The sequence below is a fragment of the Frankia nepalensis genome, assembly GCF_016786325.1.
GTDB classification, from domain to species: Bacteria; Actinomycetota; Actinomycetes; order Frankiales; family Frankiaceae; genus Pseudofrankia; species Pseudofrankia nepalensis.
In genome coordinates this window covers 68,531-90,673 of sequence record NZ_JADWYU010000097.1, presented here as the reverse complement: position 1 = coordinate 90,673, position 22,143 = coordinate 68,531, and the positions used below count along the sequence as shown (strand labels likewise).

Genomic DNA, 22,143 nt, shown 5'->3' with positions numbered 1-22,143 from the left:
TACCCGGATACCCGCCGCCCGGCCCGCTCACCCGGCCAGGGACCGTTCTCGCGGCGCCCCCGGACCGCGCCGGAGTCCTGGTCATCGGGCGTGGCGACACCGGCGAGCCGCCGCGTCGATTCGTCCAACGTGTGGTGAAACACCCTCCGGGGGGCTAGCGTGTGTCGGCATGGCGCCAGCGGGCCTTGCCTGGCAGACACTTCCCGAGCCCGGCACCCTCGCGCTCGTCGACCCGGAGTCCCGCCGAGCCGCCGCCTTCACCCGGCCGCATCCCGCCGACCTCTCGATCAGCGAGCTCGTCGCGGTCGAACAGCACGTCGCCCGCTGGCTCGACCCCGCGACCCGCCAGGACGCCGAGGAGGCCCTGACCGGGAGCCTGGCCGGCGACCCCATGCCGACGTTGCGTTCACTCTGCTGGCTGATGGCCTCCTGGGCCGTCGGCCTGCACCTGCGCACCGGCCACTCCCCCACCCAGGTCCTCGCCCAGCTGACCCTGAGCGGCCTCTGGCGTGGCCCGCAGGCGCCGGAGACGGAGCGCATCTGGGAGCTGCTCACGGCCCAGGTCCGGGCCGGCGCGCTGGCCGCCCTGACGAACGACACCGCGACGGCGCGCGCGTTCGAGGCCGCCGCGCGCACCCGCGTCACCGGCTACCCCGAGTGCCTCCTGCACCACGGCCTTCTGCTCATGGCCAGCCTGTGGTCGACGCTCGCCGCCTACGGTCTGGACCTGCGCGACGTCGCCGGAACTCTCGCCCTCTACACCCAGGACTCCGACGAGCCCCGGGCAGGCTCCTTCCGACCGCTGACGTGACGCCTGTCCTCGCCCAGGCGGGCCGCCCATGACGGGGGCGAGCGGTGCCCGACCGTCAGGACGACCGGGCCGGCGGGCGGGCGGGGCGGCTCACGGACCGGGTCGCCTGCTGGTGCGCCGCGGCGCGCGGCACGCCCCGGGGCGCCCGCGCGACCGCCCACGACGGCTCGTCGCCGGCCTCCGCGCCGTCCGGGCCGGCCTGGACGAGCTCGCCCTCCTCCTCGACGGCGTCGGCCGCGTCGGCGCCTCGGCCGTGGGAGGTGGCGCCGTGGCCATTCCCTCCGTGACCGTTGGCCCCACGGCCGTTGCCCCCGTGGCCACCCGCGCCCTGGCCGTTGGCCTCGTGGCCGCCGCCGCCGTCCCCGCCGGGAGCCGGAGCGCCGTCCCTGCTCTCCGGGTCGATGTAGATGGCCCGGGTCATCCCGCCGTGGCCATGGATGGCCAGGAGCGTCTCCATGTCACGGTAGATCGTCGTCGACTCCAGGCCGGACGACCACCACAGGACGCAGGTGCCGTCCGGGGCCTGGGCGCCAAACGCGACGGCGCCGGTCCCCGACACGCCGGACACGTCCACGTCCCGTTCCAGTTGGAACCTGCGCACCTGCCGCGCGGACATCGCCGCTCTGACCTCCTCCTGGAGCGCGTGCGCCGCCGCGCCGCTCAACCGACCACAATGGCCGTCAAACTGGCACGGTACCGGCCACGCGACCGGGTCGGCGACAGGGCACGAGCCCGTACCAGTCCGGTCGGCACACGGTAACGGGTCGGACCCAGCTGGGTCATCCCTTACAGGGTCACGGCCACCACTATTCCTCGCAACCGCCCACGACCCGCAGGTCAGAACGACCCCCTCACCCGCCCGGGACCACTGTCCGGACGCGCCCTCGGCTGCCGGCCCGGCCGCCCGCCGCCCGGGCGTCAGGGCGCCGTGCGGACGGTCACCGGGACCGCCAGGGCGCTGGCGCCGTCGGGGGCGAGGTAACGGTCGTAACGGGTGTCGCCGCGCAGATGCCGTTCCAGGTAGGCGACGGTGTACCAGCGGGCCACCTGACGCGCCTGCGCCGCGTCCACCATCGGCGCCACGCAGGTGACCAGCGCGCCCAGCCGCAGCCGGGTCTGGATCGCCTTTGGAACCCGCGCGTCGCCGGCCAGGTACGCCTGGTCACACAGATCGCTGAACGAGTTGTGCGTCGCCGTCGGCACGACCACCTCCATCCGGTCCGCGGCCCCGGTCAGCCCGCGAAACGTGCGGTCCGCGTTGCGCTCGACCGGCGTCAGGCCGTCGTCGGTCCCGCCGAGGAGCAGCGTGGGCACCCGCACCCGGCCGAGCAGTTCCGCCGAGAGCACCTCCGTCGCCGGCGACATCGCCACGACCGCCCGGACGCGGGGATCGGCCGGCGCCCGCAGGAAGCCGATGGTGGACGTCACCGCCGTCAGGCCACCGAACGAGAACCCGATGACGGCGACCTGGTCGGGCCGGGCCATGGAGGCGAACGGGTGGCCGGCGCAGAGCATCCAGTCCAGAACGGCGCGGACGTCCAGCGGCCGGTCGCTCGCCAGCGCGACCATGGAGGCGCTCCGGCCCGCCGCGGCGTCGGCCATCGTGTCGCCGACGTGGTCGGGCGCGGCGACGACGTAGCCGTGGCTGGCCAGCGCCTCGGCGAGCGAGGCGAACTGCACCCGGCTGCCCGCGCTGCCATGGGAGAAGACCACCAGCGGGAACGGGCCGGCCTCCGGGGGCGCGTCCGCCACGGCCACCCGCGACCGCAGGCCCACGTTCGGCACGATCTCGTAGCTCGCCGGGGTCGTCTCTCTGCTCATGACAGCCGCCCTGGCCGGGGCCGGCAGGCGCGACCGGCTCGGGTACCAGACCGACGTCGCGAGGACGCGTCCCCCGCGGGCCTGGTCGACGATCGTCACGGTGCGGTAGCCGACGCCGCGGCTGCCCGGCTCGTCCGGAGCGGGTGGGGCGTCCGGGCCGGCGGGGTCGCCGACCGGGTTCACCGCGGCGTGCTCGGCGGCGGGCGCGCAGGCCGCCGGCGGCGGCTCGGCGGCCGGTCCGTCCGCGAACGCGGCCGGGATGGTCACCGGGCCGGTGATACCACCACCGGCCACGAGCGCGGCCGCCACCAGCGCGCGGACCCAGCGCGCGCTCGGCCGCGTCGAGGAGGTCCGAGAGGACCAGACGCAGGGAAGCCGACTACGAAATGGCGCAGCCACGCTACGAACAGTAGTTGACCCGAGGTGACAGCGACCGCGGAGTCATCGGCTCCCGGGACGAACCACGCCAGGCCCGACCGGTCGGTCGCTCATCCCCCGGTGGTGCCGCCGGTTCGGGGCCGGCGGCCGCCCCAGCCCGTGTGGTGATCCGTGCGCCTCGCGCCACGGCTGAAGCTCACGGGTGCGGGCTCGTGCTACGGCTTGCGGCCCACGGCGGCGTAGATGGCGCGGCCGGCGGCCGCGGCCTCGGCCGTGAACTCGACCGGGGAGCCGTCGGCGGTCCAGAGGTGGATCTCGCGAACGCCGGGGCCAATGAGGTCCAGGCCGTCGAGAAGCTCCTCGACCTGGGCCCGGGTACGTGTCGTGATGTTGATGCCCTGCGCGCGGTAGACGGCGGCGAGCCGTTCGGCGTGCTCGGGGTCGTAGTCGGACGTCCCGTGGGTCAGCGCCAGGGTGCTGCCCGACGGCACTGCCGCCACCAGCTCGCCGACGACCTCGCGCTGCTCGTCCTTGGACAGGAAGTGCAGGACCGCGATCAGCGAGAGCGCGACCGGGCGGGTCAGGTCGAGGGTCTCGCGCAGGTCCTCGGAGGCGAGGATGCGGCCCGGGTCGCGCAGGTCCTCGTCGACGTAGGCGGTACGGCCCCGCGGGCTGCTGGTCAGCAGCGCGCGGGCGTGCGCCAGCACGATCGGGTCGTTGTCCACGTACACGACGCGCGACTCGGGCGCGATGCCCTGAGCGATCTCGTGCAGGTTCGGCCGGGTCGGGATGCCGGTCCCGACGTCGAGGAACTGCCGGATCCCGGACTCAACGGCGTACCTGGTCGCATTGTGCAGAAAAGCGCGGTTGATGCGGGCGGCGAGCGGGATCTCCGGGAAAACGGCGAGGGCCTGCTGCGCGGCCGCCCGGTCCGCCGGGAAGTTGTCCTTCCCGCCTAGGAAGTAGTCGTACATCCGCGCCGAGTGGGCGACGTCCGTCTTCAGCTCGACGGGCGTCACCCGGCCCGCGGCGGACTCCTGCCAGGCCGGGAAGTCCGCCTCGTCCGCCGTCCACGTGTCCGGGTTCCCCACCGCGACTTGCCCCTTACCATCCGTGTCATACCTGTTTGGGCGCAGCATAGTCCGTAGGCGTGACGAGCCTCGCGTGGACTCGCCCCGGGTGGTCGGGGGCCGTCCGCTCGCGCAGGTGGGCCCGCGCGCCCTCGCGCAGGTGGGCCCGCGCGCCAGTCGCGGCGTGTGGAGGACCTCATGGCCAGTCCACGCGGGGCGTGACGATCCCCTCAGCACGCCGGCGCCGCGACGCCACCGGCGCGGCCCGCGGCGGGCAGGGGTGTCCCGCGGCAGGGGTGTCCCGGGCGCCCCCCCCCCGGCCCCGGGCGGCGCCCGGCCTGGTCAGACCGCCAGGAGGCGGACCAGGTCGGCGTCGTGGAGGTCGGCCGCGGTGCCGACGTGCGCGACCAGACCGGCGTCGAGCACGATGAACGAGTCGGCCAGTTTGATCGCGGTGTCGACGTACTGCTCGACGAGCAGGATCGCGAGCCCCACCTCCTTGTGCAGGCGCTCGATGACCTCCTCGATCTCGGCCACGATCGAGGGCTGGATGCCCTCGGTCGGCTCGTCGAGGATCAGCATCTTCGGGCCGGTGACCATGGCTCGGGCCATGGCGAGCATCTGCTGCTGACCGCCGGACAGGAAGCCGGCTCGGCGCTTGAGGAAGGGCTTGAGACGCGGGAACACGTCCAGCGCCTCGTCGATGGCGCCCTTCTTGCCCTTGGCGGCCTCCCAGGTGACCTGGAGGTTCTCGTACACCGTGAGCTGCGGGAACGTCTCGTGCCCCTGCGGGCAGTAGCCCATCCCGCGCCGGACCCGGTCATAGGTCGGAACCTTGGTGATGTTCTCGCCCTGGAACTCGATCTTTCCTGCCGAGGGGTGCAGGACTCCCATGAGGGCGTTGAGCAGAGTCGTCTTGCCCACGCCGTTGCGCCCCATGACGCAGACCAGGGCGCCCGCCGGGACCTCGAGGTTCACCCCGAAGATGACCTGGGCTCGGCCATAGGCGACGTCCAGCGAGGTCACCTTCAGCATCGGGTCGCTCACGGGGTGGCCTCCAGCCCGAGCACCGCCGCCGATCCGGCGGCGGCGTCTTCCTTCTTGCGACCCAGGTAGACCTCCTGGACACGCGGGTCCGCCTGGACCTCGGCCACGGTGCCCTCGGTCAGCACCTTGCCCTCGTGCAGGACGGTGACGACGCTGGCGAAGCGCCGCAGGAACTCCATGTCGTGCTCGATGACGACGACGGTGCGTTCCGCGGCTATCTGCTGGAGCAGCAGACCGGTGCGCTCACGCTCGTCCTTGGTCATGCCGGCGACCGGTTCGTCCAGGAGGAGCAGCTGGGGGTCCTGGGCCAGCAGCATGCCGATCTCCAGCCACTGCCGCTGGCCGTGGGAGAGCACGCCGGCCTTGCGGTCGGCCAGCTCCGCGAGCTGTGTCGTCTCCAGCACCTGCGCGACCGCGTCGGTGACGCCCCTGCGGCGCAGGAACAGCTTCGGGACGGCCATCCGGAAGCTGGCCGCGAGGTCGATGTTCTCGAGGACCGTCAGGTCCTCGAACACGGTCGCCGTCTGGAACGTCCGGCCGATGCCCAGCTTGACGATCCTGTATTCGCGGCGGCCGACCAGCTCGACTCCCCCGAACGTCACCGAGCCGGCCGCGGGTTTGGTCAGGCCGGTGATGACGTCGACCAGGGTGGTCTTGCCGGCGCCGTTGGGACCGATGAGGAACCGCAGCTCGCCCCGGTTCACCGTGAAGTCGATGCCGCCGATCGCCACGAACCCGTCGAACACGACCCGGAGGCCGCGCACCGCGAGCAGCGCCTCGCCGGACCCGCCGGCAGGGGGCGGCGCGGGGATGTCCACCTCGGTCGTCATCACACCGCCTCCTTGGCCTCAGGGGTGCCCTGACCGGGTATCAGCACCGGCGCGCCTCCGGGTGGTGGCGCGGCCGGTGGGCCGCCGGGCGGGCCGGAGCGGGTCGGCAGCGTGATGCCGAGCCTCTTCAGCAGCACGGGCACGCCGTCGCGCACCTGCGGCACGATGCCCGCGATCCCGCGTGGCAGGAAGGCGATGACGCCGATGAACAGGGCACCCTGGAAGTAGGTCCACCCCGACGGGTAGTCCTCGGAGAAGTTGGTCCGAGCCCAGTTGACGACGACCGCGCCGATGACCGCGCCGGCGAGCGAGTAGCGGCCGCCAACGGCGACGGCGATCACCAGCTCGATCGACGGGACGATGTCGAGCATGCCGGGGTTGATGATGCCGACCACCGGCACGATCAGCGCGCCGCCGACCGACGCGGTCACCGCCGAGATCGCGAACGCGATCGTCTTGATGACCGTCGGGTCGTAGCCGAGGAAGCGGACCCGGTCCTCGCCGTCGCGGATCGCCAGCAGCAGCCGGCCGAACCGGCTGGCGACGACGAGCCGCAGCAGCAGGAAGATGACGAGCAGCACGCCGGCGGTGACGAAGTACAGCTTGCGCTGGCCGTTGGCCTCGAACAGGTTGATGCCGAAGAACGAGCCGAAGTTCGTCAGGCCGTTCGTGCCGCCGGTGTAGCCCTGCTGCCCGATCAGCAGGATCACGAAGGCGGCGGTGAGCGCCTGGGTGAGGATCGCGAAGTACGCGCCCCGGACCCGCTGGCGGAACACCAGCAGGCCGAGGACGGTCGCCACGATGATCGGCAGAACGATCACGCCGATGATCGCCACGACGGGGTTGCGGAACGGCTCCCAGAAGGCGGGCAGCTTCTCGACGCCGCTCCAGGACATGAAGTCCGGCACGTTGCCCGGGCCGGCCTCGTGGAGCTTGAGGTACATGCCCATCGAGTAGCCGCCGAGGCCGACGAACAGGCCCTGCCCGAGCGTCAGCATGCCGCCGTGGCCCCAGGCCAGGGCGATCCCGACCCCGACGATCGCATAGCACAGGTACTTGGTGAACAGCGGCAGCCGGAACGCCGGGTCCAGCACGAACGGCGCGAGCAGGCCGAGCGCGAGGACGACGATGAACACGACCCGCCACGGCAGCTGGGGCGTGACCACGCGGGCGCGCCACCCGCCGCTGGTGGCCGGCTTCCCGGCCGCCGGGGCCTCGGCGGCGTCGGCGACGGGGGCGCTCATGTGAGCGCCCGGCTGCGCAGCACGAACATGCCCTGCGGGCGGGCCTGCAGGAAGGCGACGATCGCGACGAACACGAGCACCTTGCCCAGGCTCGCGTTGGTCCAGAACTCGACGTAGCTGTTGAGCATGCCGAGCGCGAACGCCGCGATCAACGCGCCGCGAAGCTGGCCGAGGCCGCCGACGACGACCACGAGGAAGGCGTCGACGATGTATTTGGTGCCGAGGGTCGGGCTGATCGTGCCGACCAGGGTGAGCGCCACGCCGGCGACGCCGGCGAGCCCGGAGCCGATGAAGAAGGTGATCTGGTCGACCCGGTCGGTGCGGACCGCGCTGCAGGCCGCGAGCTCGCGGTTCTGCATCACGGCCCGCATCCGCCGGCCGGCCGGGGTGCGGCTCATGTAGAGCCAGATGGCCACCAGGCAGGCGACCGCCAGGCCGAGGATGAACACTCGGTTGTAGGGAATCCGGATACCGCCCAGATCGGCGCCCCCGATGAGCCAGCCGGGGGCGACGACCTGGACGCCGCGGTTGTCGATCAGGTCCCGAACCAGCTGCTGCAGGATGAGGCTCACGCCCCACGTCAGCAACAGCGTGTCGAGTGGTCGCCCGTAGAACCTTCGAATCAGCGTCCGCTCGAGAATCACGCCGAACAAGCCCGCCACGATGAAGGCCACCGGCAGGGCCGCGAGCACCGCTTCATGCCCGGCCCAGTCCTGCAACATGTACGCCGTGTAGGCGCCCACCATGATGAACTCGCCGTGCGCCATGTTGATGACGCCCATCTGGCCGAACGTGAATGTCAGACCGAGTGCCGCCAGCAGCAGCACCGCTCCGATACTCAGCCCGATCGGCAACTGGTTCAGGAACCCGTTCACCTCAACCGCCCCCTGCTATCGACCCTTGATGCCTACGAGGACAGCCCGGAGGCCCACGGGTAGTCAGCGCCCTTCAGGAAGGGATCCGGTTTGATCGGGCCGTCGGACGCCCAGACCTCCTTGATCTGGCCGTCGTCGCCGATCAGGCCGATGCGGGCGGTCTTGTAGACGTGCTGGGTCGCGCCGTCGATCGTGACCTTGCCCTCGGGCAGGTCGATCACGATGCCGTCCGACGCCTTCTTGACGGCCTCGACGTCGGTGGTGCCGGCCTTCTCGACCGCCGCCGCCCACAGGTAGACCGCGTTGTAGCCGGCCTCCATCGGGTCGGAGGTGACCTTGTCGGAGCCGTACTTGGCCTTGAACGCCTCCACGAAGGTCTTGTTCGCGGGCGTGTCGGTCGTCTGGTAGTAGTTCCAGGCGACGTAGTGGCCGGACAGGTACTCGGTGCCGATCGCCTTGACCTCTTCCTCGGCGATGGACACGGACATGGTCGGGATCTGGTCCGGGCCGATGCCGGCCGACTTCAGCTGCTTGAAGAAGGCCACGTTCGAGTCGCCGTTGAGCGTGTTGAACACGACGTCAGGCTTGGCCTGCTGGACCTTGTTGACGATCGTCGAGACCTCGGTGGAGCCCAGCGGGAGGTACTCCTCACCGAGGATCTCCATGCCGTTCGCCTCGGCGTACGCCTTGATGATCTTGTTGGCGGTACGCGGGAAGACGTAGTCGCTGCCGACCAGGAAGACCTTCTTCTTGCCCTCTTCCGCCAGGTAGTCCAGGGCGGGGACAATCTGCTGGTTGGTGGTGGCGCCGGTGTAGAAGATGTACGGGCTCTGCTCGAGGCCCTCATACTGCACCGGGTACCAGAGCAGCGCCTTGTTGCCTTCGAAGACCGGCAGCATGGCCTTGCGGCTCGCCGACGTCCAGCCACCGAAGACCGTGGCGACCTCGTCCTGCGTGATCAGCTTCTTGGCCTTCTCGGCGAAGGTCGGCCAGTCCGAGGCGCCGTCCTCGACGACCGGCTCGAGCTGCTTGCCGAGAACCCCGCCCTTCTTGTTGATTTCCTCGATGGCGAGCAGCTCGGAGTCCCGAACCGTCACCTCACTGATGGCCATGGTCCCGCTGAGCGAGTGCAGCAGGCCGACCTTGATCGTGTCTGACGAGGACGAGCCCCCGTCGGAATCCCCCGACCCCCCACAGGCCGCGAGCAGGAGAGCAGGCAGCACCGCGAGCGGCGCGAGCCTACGCCAGGACTTACCGAACAATTCCTTGCCCTCCCTAGGACGCTGATATCGATCAGTTTAGGGAAATTGGTTACCAACACAGGGCCGGCAGGTTACCCGCAAGTTAATCCAGCCCCGAGGACTTTTTTGCGGACCAGCGACCCGGGCGACTCCGCCGAACAGTCCGAAGAGAGGCCGCGAATCAATTCCCGGGCAAAGGAAATCAGGTTAGGGCAACGCCAGCCGGGGCGCCACCGGAAAGGCGCGGCTTCATCAGATATTTACAGCCTGGCGCGGGAGTTTCGCGCGCGTTTCGGATACGCGGCGAAAATGGGCGCCACCCGTTTCGCGCGCGTTTCACGGAGAACCACGCCCGCGCACGGGCGGCACGCCCTGGTGTACCCACGTTTCTGTAATGTGAATCACACAGCCCGGTGCCCTCGAGAACGGCCGCGGGCGCGGGGGGCGACGAGGGCTCTCACAGCCCGGACGCAGCCCGGGCGGCCGGCAGCGGCGGCGCGCCGCCCGGCCATCGCCGAGCGGCCGCCGTCCCGCTACGGCCAGCGGTAGAGGCCGTGGAACGGGCCGCGGTCGGCACGGCCATCCGGGGCCTGCCCGTTCGGAGCCTGCCCGTTCGTGACCTGGCCGTTCGTGACCTGGCCGTCGGCAGCCTGGCCGTTGGCAGCCTGGCCATCCTGGAACTGCCCGTTGATCGCGACGACCTGCGTGTCAGCGGAATCAGGCGGCGGCGCGACGGCCGTGCCCGTCGGCTCGCCGACCGGCGCCCACTCCACCTGGCTCGGGTCCTGCTCGCCGGCGCCGGAGACATACGTCGAGCCGGCCAGCGGGTCGACCGTCTGCCGCCGGCCCCACGGCAGCGCGCCGCCCAGCCCACGCGGCCTTATCACCTCGCCGCGGTCACGCGCCTCGGGCGGGCGGTGCGCCCCTCGGCCGCCGCCTGGCCGAGGTGGCTCGGCCGCGCGCGGCGGCGCCTCACCGGAGCCGGGCCACCCACCATGCGCCTCAGGCCACCCACCATGCGCCTCGGGCCGCGTCCGCTCCGGCCGTCCCGCGTGGCCATCGACGGGGTTGTCGACGGAGCCGAGGTAGCCACCCGTGGGGTTGTCGTGGCCATCCCCGGGGCTCGGGCGGCCGTCGGACCAGGCCGGCTTCTCCGGTCCCCCGTCGGCGTCGTCCTCGACGGTGGCCCCGCCGGCGGCGCCCCCGAAGCCACCTAGGCGGCTGATGCCGCCGATGTCCAGGCCGTTGCGGGCACCGCCACCGGAGTTCTTCGGAGCCTCGGGATTGGGGCCCGCGGCGACGATTCCGCCGACGGACACGATGTCCCACGGCGCCGGGCCGGCGCCGCCCGCGGTGCCCCAGGCGCCAGGCGAGCCGTCCTGCCCCCCGGCCCCGGCGGGCGGGGTCCCCCCGGCCGGCTGCCCGCCGGCCCCGGCGGGCGGGGTGATCCTGGGCCCGAACAGCGGGTCGCGACCGAGGTAGCCAACCCTGTCAAGGCCGAGCGGGTCGGGCCGGGCCGCGTCGTAGCCGCCGTAGCCGCCGCCCTGGTAGCCGTCGGACCGCGGCGGGTTCGACGAGTAGCCGCCCCGCGGGAACCCGCCACCGAGCCCGCCCGCGCCGAAGCCGCCGAGGGAGACGGGGCCGCTCGGCGGTCCACCGATGGCGAGGTCACCTGTCGGCGGGTAGTCGGGAATCTGGTCGGCGGAGGGCGGCGTCACGGACGGGAACGAGGACGGGTAGGCGATCGGCGTCGAGGCCGGGCCGTCGGACCAGCCGGGCCGTTCGTCGTCCACCGGCCCCTGGCCGGGCGAAGCGGCGCCGGGATGGCTCAGCCCGGGGAAGGTCGGGCGCGGCGGAGCGACCGGGGGCGGCGGCGGCGGCCCGGGAATGGGTTCGAGGTTGCCGAGCCCGGGCCGCTCCCAGGAGACCGAACCACGGTTCTCCGCGCGCCGCCGCTCGGACTCGAGCCGGTCGCGACGCAGCCGCTCGCCGCGCTCGCGCTCGGCCCACTCGGCCTCGGCCCGTTCCCGGTCCGCCCGCTCGCGCTCGGCCTGTTCCCGCTCGGCCCGTTCCCGCTCCAGGCGAACCCGCTCGGCGCGTTCGGCCTCCGCCTGTTCCCGCTCGGCGCGTTCCCGCTCGGCGCGTTCGGCCTCCGCCCGTTCCCGCTCCACGCGCTCACGCTCCGCGCGTTCGACTTCCGCCCGTTCCCGCTCCACGCGCTCACGCTCCGCGCGTTCGGCCTCCGCGTGTACCCGCTCCGCCCGTTCCCGCTCGGCGCGTTCGACCTCCGCGTGTGCCCGTTCCACTCGCTCACGCTCGGCGCGGTCCGGATCGCCCTGCTCGGCCTCGACGCGGTCGGGGTGCGCGGCGGCCGACTCGGCGCGGTACGCGTCGCCGTCAGCGCCGGTGACCGTCATCTCGGCCAGCAGTTCGGCGAGCGGGCGCGGCGAGCCGACGTGGAAACCCTGCGCGTAGTCGACGCCGATATCCGCGAGGACCCTGGCAAGCGGCTCTCGGTCGACGTTTTCGGCGATGGTGTACATCCCCAGGGTGCGCGCGATCCGCACGACCGCGTCGACGAGCGCGACGTCCTGCGGATTCACGTCCGCCTGCCGGACGAAGTCCCCGTCGATCTTGACCCCGCTGAACGGCAGGTTGCGCAGGTGGACGACCGAGCCCATGCCCACGCCGAAGTCGTCCAGGATGAACCGGCAGCCGGCCGAGGTGAGCTTCTCGGCGAGCCGGCGCGCCGGCTCGATGCTGACGAGGGTGGACCGTTCCGCGATCTCCAGTCCGAGCCGGGTCGGGTCCACCTCCGCGTCGCGCAGCGCGTCGAGGATGAAGTCGCCGAAACCCGGGTCCTCGACGGAGCGGGCCGACACGTTCACATGCAGGTAGAGCGAGCCGTGCGGCCCGTCGGCGGCGAGCGCGGCGACGGCCTGGCCCACCACCCACCGGTCCAGCCGCAGCACCAGCTCGGTGCGCTCGACCGGCTCGAGGAACTCCCGGGGCGACAGTTCCGGCGACAGGCCGTCACGCAGCCGCACCAGCAGCTCGTAACCGATGATCCGGCGAGCGGCGAGGTCGACGAGCGGCAGCGCGTCGACGGCGAGCGTGCCGTTCTCCAGCGCGGCGCGCACCCGCTGGGTGACGGAGACCCGCAGCGCCGCCTGCTCGTACTGCGCGTCGGTGAACAACCGGGCCCGGTCCCGGCCGGAGCCCTTGGAGTCGTAGAGCGCGAGGTCGGCCTGGGCGAGCGCCGCGGTCTCGTTGTCGACCAGGGCGAGCGGGACGACCCCGATGCTGACGGTCACCCGCAGCGCGGCGTCGTCCACCGGGATCGGCGAACGGGCGACCGCCTGGCAGAGCCGTTCGGCGACGGCGAGCCCCGCCGCGCCGTCGCCGGTCGGCAGCAGCACGGCGAACTCGTCGCCGCCGAGCCGGCCGAGCACGCCGCCGGACAGCTCGTCGCGCAGCACCTGGGTCAGGCCGCGCATGACGATGTCCCCGACGGCATGGCCCCGCAGGTCGTTGACGTCCTTGAAGTGGTCGACATCGATGATCAGCAACGAGCCTTCCCGGCCGGCTGGGAAGGCGGCGAGGTGCTCACGCAGCACCCGGGTGAGCGCCCGCCGGTTGAACAGCCCGGTCAGCGCGTCATGCTCGGCGAGATGTTCCAGCTCCTGTTGGACGCGGTGCAGGTCGGTGATGTCGTGCGCGGTGCCGAGCACGCGCAGCGCGCGGCCGGACTCGTCGGCGACCACCTCACCGAAGCACTCGAAGACCCGCTCCCCCTGGCCAACACGGTCGCGCAGCCGGTGGATGAAGGTGAACGTGCCGGGCGTGCCGATCGCGTCGCCGAGGGCCGTCCGGATCATGCGCAGGTCCAGGTCCGGCAGCAGCGTCTGCACCTCGGCTGGGTCCACACGCTCGGCCGGGTCGAAGCCGAGCAGAATCCGCATGTTGCGGGAGTGGACGAGCGCGCCGCTGCCCAGATCCCATTCCCAGGTGCCGGTGCGGGTGAGCTCCTCGATCCGAGCCAACCGGGCGTCGTCGGACAGCGCCGGCGTGGCGGCGACCCACACGCCGGGCGGGTCGGCCTGGCCCACCGGCCGGCCGCCCTCGCCTGGCGGTGGCACGGGCGGACGAGGGACGGTGGGGCGGGCCATCACTACCGTGTCGTCGGTGATCGGCGGGCCCCAGGCGGCCTGGTCCCATTCGGGGGTGCCCCGCCACGCCTCGTCGCCTGGCGGCCCGGCCCAGCCCGCCGCGGGATCGATCTCCCCGGCGGCCCCGGTGTCGCGCCGGTAGCCGGTGGTCACGTCGAAGACCTCATAGAGCGTGAGGCCGTCGGCCCAGCCTTCGCCGGGCAGCGCGAGCCGCTGGCAGCGCAGCCGCAGCCAGCGCTCGGCGCCGTCGGGCGCGGTCCAGGCCACGTCGACCGGTCCCGCGCCCGGGACCAGCCCGGACAGCGGCAGCCGGGCCTCGGCGACGGCGAGCCGCGCCCGGGCGCGTTCCGGCAACCGTTGGTCCAGACGCTCGGCGATCTGGTCCGCTCCGGCCGCCGAGGGCTCGTCCGCGGCCGCCGCGGCGCCCTGGGCCGGCCCTAGACCGACGACCTCGGCCAGGGCGGCGTTCACCCACACGACGCGGCCCTCGGCGTTCACCACCAGCAGGCCGGCCGAGACGGCGTCGGCCACCAGCCCTGTCACCGCGGCGACCAACGCACCTCCCGCGCAGCTCCCGCAGCCTGGTCGCAGCCGTCGGCGCGGGCCAGGCCCTGTTGCTGGGCAGTCTAGCGGCGGTCATCCGAGCACATTCCGTTAACCGTCCCGAGTCGGTGCGCAGTGGCACTCCTTGGCGGCCTCGCAAGCCACGCCTCGGCCTGCCCACCCGTGTCGGGCCGGGCTCTGGTCAGTCGCCGTCGTGCTTGTGAATCTGCTCGGCGAGGTACTGGGACGCGCCGAGCTGGCGGATCAGCTCGAGCTGGGCCTCCAGCCAGTCGATGTGCTCCTCCTCGCCCTCGAGGATCTCCTCGAGGAGCAGCGCGGAGCCGAAATCCGACTTGGCGCGGCTGAGGGTGATGCCCTTGCGCAGCGTCTCGACGTTCTCCTGCTCGCGGCCGTAGTCGAGCTCGAGCATCTCGGGCACCGTCTCGCCGGTGCGCAGGGTGTGCAGCCGCTGCAGGTTGGGGTGGCCGTCGAGGTAGAGCACGCGATGGATGACCTTGTCCGCGTGCTTCATCTCGTCGATGGACTCGTCGTAGTAGTGGTGCGCGAGCCCGTCGTAGCCCCAGTGCTTCTGGATGCGGTAGTGCAGGAAGTACTGGTTGACCGCGGTCAGCTCGTTGGTGAGCACCGCGTTCAGGATCTCCAGCACCTCGTCATCGCCACGAACCACCCGGGCCTCCCTCGTCGCCGCGCCATTGGGGCTTGACCGGCCGGCGCCGAGGAGCCGTCAGGCGGCCCGCGCCGAACCCACGACCGGCGCGCCGCCGCGGTGGCAGCTCAGGAGCTCGGAGATCTCCTCGAGGCATCCCCCGCACCCGGTCCCGGCGTCACAGCGCTCGCCGATCTCCTCGGCGTCACGAGCACCGGCGGCGATTACGCTCCGCAGCGTCCGGTCGGAGACAGCAAAGCATGAGCAGACCAGCACCGCACCTCACCACGCTGGACGGGTCGGCACTTCGGGCGCCGACCAGGCACTTGGGGTTACGTTGTCCGGGTTCCCCGCATCAGCAACGATGTTTAGCTAAGGCTTCCCTAACGGTCTTCAGAGTGACACGTTAGGCCTGCCTAACGCAAGAGAACCTAACCTTCGCCGGCCCCGCCGAGAACTCCGTCACATCCCGCCAGGGCGTGTCGCTCTGGACAAGGGAGCGGATTTCCGATCAGCCAGGCGACGGCCGAGGCGGACGACGGGACCGACCGCCCGCCGCGGAGCCCCGCGGCCGGGACGGTCAGCAGCCGGGACGGTCAGGCGGGAGAGTCGAAAGTGATCTCGACCCGACGATTGGTGGCGCGCCCGCCGGCGGTCGCGTTGTCGGCGGCCGGGCGACTCGAGCCGAAGCCGACGGCGCGCAGCGACGTCGGCGGCACGCCCTTGCTCACCAGGTAGGCGACGGCGGCCTCCGCTCGGCGCAGCGACAGCGTCTGGTTGAAGGCGACGGGCCCGGTGCTGTCGGCATGCCCGGCGACCAGAGCCGGCGGGGCACCCGCCCGCAGCGCCGCGGCGACGCCGTCGAGGCTCGCCCGGTCGGCCGCGGACAGGGCCGCGCTGCCCGGCGCGAAGGTGACCGGATGGCCGGCGGTCGCCGCCGCCAGCGCCGCCTCGGCCGATTCGCCGCCGGCGGGCGTCCCGCCGGCGCCCCCCTCGTCGGCGCCGGTGGCGGCGATCACCAGCTGGTTGTCCAGGACGACGCCGGCGTCACCGGCCCGTCCGGCGGTCAGCACGGCGGCGCCGAGGCCGACCCGGGTGCTCTCGTTGGCGACCGTGCCGGTCAGCGCCAGGCTGGAGCCGTCGACGGTGAGCGTGTACGTGCCCGGCGCGCGGGTGAGCGCGGTCACCAGGCCGGCCAGCGGTGGGAGCTGGGGCGCGCCGGCGCTCGGGTCGACGGTGATGTCGCTGGTGAGCCGCCCACCGGTGACGTCGGCGACATCCGCCAGCAGCGCCGCTCGGCGTTCGGGGTCGGGCACGGTCGCGCGCACCGTCAGCTGGCCGTCGGCATAGGTCAGCACCAGGGGCCTGGCCGGACGGGTCGCGACCAGCGCGTCGTCGCCCAGCCTGGCCGACGAGACACCGTCGACCTTGGCCGCGCGCAGCGCCGCCTGGGCGGCGGCGGGGCTGGCGAAGTCGCCGTGCAGGATCGCCACGGTGCCGGTCACCGTCACCTCGATGTGCGCCGCTCCGGCGCGGCGGACGGCGTCGGAGGCCCGCTCGGCGAGGTTCTTCTCGATGGGCCCGCGTCGCAGCCCGAACGCGAGCAGGCCGAGCACCAGCCAGGCGATCAGCAGCGAGACGACGAACGCGACCGGTCGAGGTCGCCTCAGATGCGGCATCGCGGGCAGGATCATGGTCCGACTCCGAGCAGGGCGGGCGCGAGACGGACGGCTCAGGCAATGCGCGGGCAATGCGCGCGAGACCGCCCTCGGTACGGGCAACTTTCGCACATCGCGCCCAGAGCGCCCAACGCGCCTCCTGGCGGGCCGCGACGAGGCCCAACCAGGCGGCCCGCTCCCACCTTCCCCGTGGCGGCTAGGTGATCGCGGCGAGACCGTTCGACGGGGCACGGGGCGCTGGCTGCGCGGGCGCTTCCCCTGGCCTGGAATCGCCGCCGTCCGCGAGCGCGTCCGGAGCGTCGGGGCCGGACGGGTGAGGCAGGTCGTCGGGCGGTCGCGGCGAGCCGCCGCCAAGCGGCGCCGACGGGCCGTCGGGCGCGAACCGGCGCGCCGAACGACGGGTCAGCGCGATCGCCGCGAGCGTGGACACGCCCAGCACGGCCCAGCCGGCGAACGCGTCCAGGATGTAGTGGTTCGCCGTGGCCATCACGACGAAGACGGTGCCCGCCGGGTAGAGGACGCCAAGCACCCGGACCCACCGCCAGCGGGCGTTGCGCGCGATCAGCACGCCGCACCACAGCGCCCAGGCGCAGTGCAGCGACGGCATCGCGGCATACAGGTTGGCGACCTTGTCGAGGCCGGTGGGGGCGGCGCTCGCGGTGGCGCTCCACCAGCCCCAGTTGTGGTACTCGGCCATCGTGTCGGTGAAGCCGGCGCCCGGCAGCAGCCGGGGCGGCGCCGTCGGGAACAGGAAGAACCCGGTCAGGCAGAGGAGCGTGGTGAAGACCAGCGCCCAGCGAGCCCTCGAGTAGCGGCGCGGATGGCGGCGGTGCATCCAGAGGATCACGGCCGGCGTGACGATGAAGTGCAGCGTCGCGTAGTAGTAACAGCAGGCGATCGCGATCGCGGGCACGCTGTGCAGCCAGTGGTTCAGGCCAAGCTCGATGTCCAGGCCGACGGCTTCCTGCCAGCGCAGCAGCGTCTCGCCGGTCCTGGTCGCCTCGCTGACGGAGCCCTCGGCGAAGCCACGGGTACCGGTGTAGCAGTAGTACATCGCGACCAGGATGACGATCTCGACCCACCACACGGGTCGGCCGGTCGCGGGATCCCGCAGCCGTCGCCGCCAGCGGTCGGCCCGAGTCGTCGCGGTGTCCTCGGGCGCGTCGAGGCGCCCAGCGCCGCCGGCCACCGCGGCATCCGCGCGCGCGCCGGCCGCTCGCTGCGCCGGAGCTCCGGCCGTGGGTGCCTGGGCTCCGTCGTGACCCGTTGACATCCTTCTACTCAACCCGATGCCTCCGACAGTTAGTCCACCGCCCCCGTGACCGGCCTGGGCGACCGGGCCTACGAACGCGGCGAGGGCCGTCTTCGTCACCCCGGGCGGGGTGACGAAGACGGCCCCCTACGATCAAGATCATCCGGCTCCTCGACCGGCCCCGTCAGGCGCCCGGGAGTCCGGTCGCCGCGCCGGGGCTCGCCGGCGCGGCCACCGAGCCCGCGTCGGCGGTCGCCGGGGCCTGCGGCAGAGCGCTGCCCGCGACCCAGGTCTCCCACGGGATCGCCCAGTCGTTGCCCAGCTGGTCCGTCTCCGGCGGGCGACCGCTGTTACGGACGTTGATGACGTCCCCGACCTGGCTGAAGTGGTAGAACCACTCGGCATCGGCCGGTGACGCGTTCACGCAGCCGTGGGAGACGTTGGCCCGGCCCTGTGAGGGTACCGACCAGGGCGCCGAGTGGACGTACTGTCCCCCGCTGGTGTACTGGACGGCGAACGGGACCTCTTCGTAGTAGTAGTCCGGGTCGCCCTTCGGGATGCCGACCGTCGCCGAGTCCATGATGACGAGGTCGGCCTTGCCGAGGACGTTGTGCGGGCCGTCCATGGTCAGGAATGTCCGCTTGCCGCCCTTGCCACCGCTGATCGGCATGGTCCGCAACAGCTGGCCATCCCGGTAGACCTGCATCTGGTGGGTGGCCAGGTCGACGTAGCTGACCTGCTGAGCCCCGATGGTGAAGTCCATCACCCGGTCCTTCACGCCGACCAGCCCGTTGCCGGCCTCGAGCCCGGCGAGGTTGGCCTCGACGTGCACCTTCGTCCCGGTCGGGTAGTAGTCCTTCGGCCGCCAGCGGACCACCCGGTCCGTGAGCCAGCTCCACGAGCCTTCCAGCGGCGGGTTGGTGGTCACCGACAGGCGGCTCTGCACCGCCGCCCGGTCGCTGGTCGGGCCGCTGAAGGTCAGCACGATCGGCGTGCCGACGCCGACGACCTGGCCCTCGACCGGCTCCCAGGAGACCTTGAACGGCTTGTCCGGGACGCCGGTGGTGAAGGTCGCCTGGCTGTCGGTGGTGCCGGTGACCTCGTCGGCCGCGGCGGTCGACGCGGTCACCTGGTACTGGCTGTCGGCGAACAGCCCGCCCGTCGAGGTCCAGGTCTTGCGGTCGGCCGAGAACTCGCCTGGCAGCTCGCCGGCGTCGGTCTTCTGCGAGGCGCTGGCGGACCGGGCGACCGTGACCTCGTCGAGCGGCGCGTTGGCGGTCACGACGACCTTGTCGGTCACCGCGACACCGCCGGCGCCGTCCGCCGGATTGATCTTGATTGACGCGGCGGGCGGCGCGGCCGACGTCGTGACGTCGGGCGACGGCCCGGTACCGCCACCGCCACCGCACGCGGTCACCACGACCGCGAGCAGCGCGGCGACCAGCGCGACGAGCGCCCTCGGGTGCCCGGCGACGCCGGGTTTACGCATCCGTCGAATGTGCTCGCTCGCGGAGAAGACCATTGTTCGCCTTCTTCCGATCTCCAGGACTGCCATTAGCTCGTCCGCGCGAAAACTCTTCGTCGGACGGTACCTAGCCGCGCGCCACTCGTCGCGCCGAGCGAGCAGATCCGAGGTGTCACCCAGACGACCATCACTAATCGCCCACGGCCCTAACACAGAGAGTCGCACTCTCCGGGCAATGCCCATAAAGCCCTCCCACGTCGCGTGACGACGTCCCCATGGCCCGAGATCCGCGAACGGCGTCGCCCACGCCGTCCGCCCCACGCGACACCCGCGCCATTCCGTCAACGTCGCCCAACACGCCAGGAGCGGCCCGTGCCCATCGGCGCGGGGCGGCCCAGGGGGAACGTCACACAGGTGGCAGGTGTTCCATGAACATCAATACACGGAGCGTGCTGACATCGCTCCCCCCAGCGACGCCCGAACGCTCGGACGGGATACTCGAACCTCCACCAGAGTGCCTCACGAGAACCACCGGCGGCATGGCCGGAATCCCACCAGCCCGGGAAACGGGAACAACATCCGCCCGGGCGAGCGGGCCGTGGCCGCGGAACTCGGCGACGGCCATGTCACAGATAGCGACACGGCAGAGCACGTGGAGTAATAGTCGGGCGCCACCGGGTGGCGACCGGACCGCGCGCCCCCTGGTGAGCGGCCCGCGCCGGAAGGAAACAAGATCGGGGAAACCTCCACCGAACGCCGCCGTGACGAGACCGGGTCCTCACCAGGGCGAGGATGAAGGTCGGGCGACGCGAGGCCCACCTTGGCGGGTCCGCCGCGGCCGGGTCCGCCGCGGCCGGGCCAACCCCGCCTCGCGGGCCTCACCACCACGCGACCATCGACCGACCACCGACCCGACCACCCGTGGACAGCCACCGACCACGGTGACAGGAGGCGCCAATGGCGATCGTGCTTGGGCCGAACCAGTTCGGGAAGGCCGAGGTTCGGCTGGTGCACGTGGACCGGTCGACACCGGTTCACCGGATCACCGATCTCAACGTGTCGTCGGCGCTGCGCGGCGACTTCGCCGACGCCCATCTGACGGGTGACAACGCGCACATCCTCACCACCGACGCGCAGAAGAACACCGTCTACGCGTTCGCGCGGGACGGCGTCGGCGAGATCGAGGAGTTCGGGCTGCGCCTCGGCCGGCATTTCGCCGACTCCTTTCCGTGGATCACCGGCGCCCGGGTCGAGATCGAGCAGTACGGCTGGGAACGCATCGAGGTGGGCGGCGCGGGCCACGACCACGCATTCCGCCGGGCCGGCGCGGAACGGCGCACGACGGTGGTCACCCTCGAGGGGACGACGCCCTATGTGCTTTCGGGCCTGGCCGGTCTTGTCGTGCTGAAGTCCACCGGGTCGGAGTTCTCGGGCTTCCCGCGTGACCGCTACACCACGCTGAGCGAGACCACGGATCGGATCCTGGCCACGGAGGTCACGGCCCGCTGGCGGCTGGTCGGTGTCGGGCACGACTACGGGAAGCTGTTCGCCAGTATCCGGACGATCCTGCTGGAGACGTTCGCGTCCCTACACAGCCTCGCGTTGCAGCAGACGCTCTACAAGATGGGCGAGGCGGTGCTCACCGCGCACCCGGAAGTCGCCGAGATCCGGATGTCGATGCCGAACAAGCACCATTTCCTGGTCGACCTGGAGCCCTACGGCCTCGACAACCCGAACACGGTCTTCTACGCGGCCGACCGGCCGTACGGAAAGATCGAGGGAACGGTGCTGCGCGACGACGCGCCCCCGGCCGGCCCCGCCTGGCTGACCGTTCCCGGCTTCTGCTGACCTGGCACCCGCCGGGCCGCCAACGAGGCGGCCCGGCGCGGCGGTCCGGCGCGGCCAGGCACCTCCTGGGCCGCCGGGCTCTCGGCGGGCACCGCCGTCCCGGCGTCATCCCGCCCAGCCACCGCCCCACCAGACACCGATCCGCCCACAAGAGGATCTCCGCGGCGGAGCTCTCAGCAGGGGCTTACCGTGACGACGTCGCCGGGGACGAGGCCGAGTCGTTCGGCGGCGTGGCCGTCGCGCACCGCGAACGCCGCCATCCCCGCCGAGTCGACATAGAGCACCAGCTCTCCCGGCTCCACGGAGCCGAACGTCACACCAACCGGGATCACCATCGGCCGCCGCCCGTCGCCGGCCTCGCGATCCCGCCCGGCCGCGAACCGGACCTCGGCCCGCCCGCCGGGTACGAGGCCGACGTCGCCGAGCAGGCCGCCACTCGCCGCCAGTTGCACGTTGCCGAACCGGTCGACCATGACGACCTCGGCCTCCAGCTCGGTCGCCGGCTCCGCGGGCGGGAGCACCCGGGCCAGCGCCGGCGGCATCCGTACCAGCCCTCGCGGATCGACCGCCTCGCCGAGCACCCGCGGTGGCGTCCCGGTCGCGAGCTCCGCCGCCGCCGGCGCGAACACGTCACGGCCGTGGAAGGTCGCCGGCACCCCCGGTCGGGCGGCCAGCGCGTAGGCCTCGGTCACGCCGCCCAGCACCGCGGCCGCGGGCGCGAGCAGCCCGTTGTCGGGCCCGACGAGCAGCCCACCCGGGGTCACGACCACGACCCCGCGCCGGCTGGTGCCGACGCCGGGGTCGACGACCGCGAGGTGCACCTGGACAGGCAGGTAGCGCACCGTCTGGGCGAGCACGGCCGCGCCGCGCCGGACGTCGCCGGGGTCGATCAGGTGGGTGATGTCGAGGGCGCTCACGCCACGGCGCAGCAGCACGCCGTGACAGGCCGCGACGAACCCGTCGGCGAGCCCGTAGTCGGTCAGGAAGCTCACGTGGGACACGGCGTCCATGGTCTCTCGTCGGCTCGCGGCGCTTCGACGGGCCGCGCCGCCCGACGGCGCCGCCGGGGCCATCGTCACACCGCGGCCGGCCGCGGCGGCGCCGTCACCACTGTCGACGGCACCGTTGGCGGCACCGTCAGCGGCCGGGGCCCGATCCTGGCGGGAGGCCCGGACGCCCCGCCGGCTGGCGCCTTCCCAGCCG

The 22,143-nt window shown here is 72.5% G+C and carries 17 protein-coding genes; 2 read left to right on the top strand and 15 right to left on the bottom strand.

The features are described 5' to 3' along the window. The first annotated feature begins 169 nt into the window (after positions 1-169). Positions 170-811, top strand: a complete 642-nt coding sequence (locus I6A81_RS09290; RefSeq protein ID WP_203002420.1) for a hypothetical protein — start codon at positions 170-172, stop codon at positions 809-811. Positions 812-866: 55 nt separating this feature from the next. Here I6A81_RS09290 and I6A81_RS09285 read toward each other — a convergent pair whose 3' ends face one another. The 14 genes from I6A81_RS09285 to I6A81_RS09220 all read right to left on the bottom strand — a co-directional run bounded on the left by I6A81_RS09285 (position 867) and on the right by I6A81_RS09220 (position 19,116). Next, a complete protein-coding gene (locus I6A81_RS09285) occupies positions 867-1,475 on the bottom strand; it encodes a hypothetical protein (protein WP_238428855.1) in 609 nt (202 codons plus the stop codon). A 254-nt stretch (positions 1,476-1,729) separates the two neighbouring features. After that, entirely contained in the window at positions 1,730-2,899 is a 1,170-nt protein-coding gene (locus tag I6A81_RS09280) for an alpha/beta hydrolase family protein (RefSeq protein ID WP_307874553.1), read from the bottom strand. Between the two features lie 326 nt (positions 2,900-3,225). Continuing rightward, positions 3,226-4,101, bottom strand: a complete 876-nt coding sequence (locus I6A81_RS09275; protein ID WP_307874552.1) for an SAM-dependent methyltransferase — start codon at positions 4,099-4,101, stop codon at positions 3,226-3,228. Positions 4,102-4,422: 321 nt separating this feature from the next. Continuing rightward, positions 4,423-5,115, bottom strand: a complete 693-nt coding sequence (gene urtE / locus I6A81_RS09270; RefSeq protein ID WP_238429593.1) for an urea ABC transporter ATP-binding subunit UrtE — start codon at positions 5,113-5,115, stop codon at positions 4,423-4,425. An 8-nt stretch (positions 5,116-5,123) separates the two neighbouring features. Beyond that, entirely contained in the window at positions 5,124-5,957 is an 834-nt protein-coding gene (gene urtD, locus I6A81_RS09265) for an urea ABC transporter ATP-binding protein UrtD (protein ID WP_203004515.1), read from the bottom strand. Continuing rightward, positions 5,957-7,201, bottom strand: a complete 1,245-nt coding sequence (urtC, locus tag I6A81_RS09260; protein WP_203004516.1) for an urea ABC transporter permease subunit UrtC — start codon at positions 7,199-7,201, stop codon at positions 5,957-5,959. Before urtC ends, urtD begins: the two co-directional genes overlap by 1 nt. After that, positions 7,198-8,076 carry an urea ABC transporter permease subunit UrtB gene (gene urtB / locus I6A81_RS09255; protein WP_203004517.1) on the bottom strand — a complete coding sequence of 293 codons (879 nt, stop codon included), beginning with the start codon at positions 8,074-8,076 and terminating at the stop codon, positions 7,198-7,200. The genes urtC and urtB overlap by 4 nt, the downstream gene beginning before the upstream one ends. A gap of 32 nt (positions 8,077-8,108) precedes the next feature. Then, on the bottom strand, positions 8,109-9,338 hold the full coding sequence (gene urtA / locus I6A81_RS09250; RefSeq protein ID WP_203004518.1) for an urea ABC transporter substrate-binding protein: 1,230 nt from the start codon (positions 9,336-9,338) through the stop codon (positions 8,109-8,111). A 512-nt stretch (positions 9,339-9,850) separates the two neighbouring features. Beyond that, positions 9,851-14,029 carry a putative bifunctional diguanylate cyclase/phosphodiesterase gene (locus I6A81_RS09245; protein WP_307874551.1) on the bottom strand — a complete coding sequence of 1,393 codons (4,179 nt, stop codon included), beginning with the start codon at positions 14,027-14,029 and terminating at the stop codon, positions 9,851-9,853. 202 nt (positions 14,030-14,231) lie between these two features. Continuing rightward, entirely contained in the window at positions 14,232-14,717 is a 486-nt protein-coding gene (bfr, locus tag I6A81_RS09240; RefSeq protein WP_203004520.1) for a bacterioferritin, read from the bottom strand. A 57-nt stretch (positions 14,718-14,774) separates the two neighbouring features. After that, positions 14,775-14,972: a (2Fe-2S)-binding protein gene (locus I6A81_RS09235; RefSeq protein WP_203004521.1), complete on the bottom strand. Its 198-nt coding sequence runs from the start codon at positions 14,970-14,972 to the stop codon at positions 14,775-14,777. 320 nt (positions 14,973-15,292) lie between these two features. After that, positions 15,293-16,375, bottom strand: a complete 1,083-nt coding sequence (locus tag I6A81_RS09230; protein ID WP_238429591.1) for an OmpA family protein — start codon at positions 16,373-16,375, stop codon at positions 15,293-15,295. A gap of 196 nt (positions 16,376-16,571) precedes the next feature. Then, positions 16,572-17,648 carry a phosphatase PAP2 family protein gene (locus I6A81_RS09225; RefSeq protein WP_203004523.1) on the bottom strand — a complete coding sequence of 359 codons (1,077 nt, stop codon included), beginning with the start codon at positions 17,646-17,648 and terminating at the stop codon, positions 16,572-16,574. 163 nt (positions 17,649-17,811) lie between these two features. Beyond that, positions 17,812-19,116 (bottom strand): L,D-transpeptidase, encoded by a 1,305-nt coding sequence (locus tag I6A81_RS09220; protein ID WP_238429592.1) that lies wholly within the window; start codon positions 19,114-19,116, stop codon positions 17,812-17,814. 933 nt (positions 19,117-20,049) lie between these two features. On the opposite strand from I6A81_RS09220, the gene pucL reads away from it, so the two are divergent. Then, positions 20,050-20,940, top strand: coding sequence for a factor-independent urate hydroxylase (pucL, locus tag I6A81_RS09215; protein ID WP_203004525.1), 891 nt, complete (start codon positions 20,050-20,052; stop codon positions 20,938-20,940). Between the two features lie 173 nt (positions 20,941-21,113). Here pucL and I6A81_RS09210 read toward each other — a convergent pair whose 3' ends face one another. Continuing rightward, positions 21,114-21,950, bottom strand: coding sequence for an SAM hydrolase/SAM-dependent halogenase family protein (locus I6A81_RS09210; protein ID WP_203004526.1), 837 nt, complete (start codon positions 21,948-21,950; stop codon positions 21,114-21,116). Positions 21,951-22,143: the final 193 nt, after the last annotated feature.

Excerpts from the sequence above, each read along its gene's own strand:
- I6A81_RS09290 (WP_203002420.1), top strand. The coding sequence starts at position 170 with ATGGCGCCAGCGGGCCTTGCCTGGCAGACACTTCCCGAGCCCGGCACC.
- urtE (WP_238429593.1), bottom strand. The coding sequence starts at position 5,115 with ATGCTGAAGGTGACCTCGCTGGACGTCGCCTATGGCCGAGCCCAGGTC.
- urtD (WP_203004515.1), bottom strand. The coding sequence starts at position 5,957 with ATGACGACCGAGGTGGACATCCCCGCGCCGCCCCCTGCCGGCGGGTCC.
- urtC (WP_203004516.1), bottom strand. The coding sequence starts at position 7,201 with ATGAGCGCCCCCGTCGCCGACGCCGCCGAGGCCCCGGCGGCCGGGAAG.
- I6A81_RS09230 (WP_238429591.1), bottom strand. The coding sequence starts at position 16,375 with ATGCCGCATCTGAGGCGACCTCGACCGGTCGCGTTCGTCGTCTCGCTG.
- I6A81_RS09225 (WP_203004523.1), bottom strand. The coding sequence starts at position 17,648 with ATGTCAACGGGTCACGACGGAGCCCAGGCACCCACGGCCGGAGCTCCG.
- I6A81_RS09220 (WP_238429592.1), bottom strand. The coding sequence starts at position 19,116 with ATGCGTAAACCCGGCGTCGCCGGGCACCCGAGGGCGCTCGTCGCGCTG.
- pucL (WP_203004525.1), top strand. The coding sequence starts at position 20,050 with ATGGCGATCGTGCTTGGGCCGAACCAGTTCGGGAAGGCCGAGGTTCGG.
- I6A81_RS09210 (WP_203004526.1), bottom strand. The coding sequence starts at position 21,950 with ATGGACGCCGTGTCCCACGTGAGCTTCCTGACCGACTACGGGCTCGCC.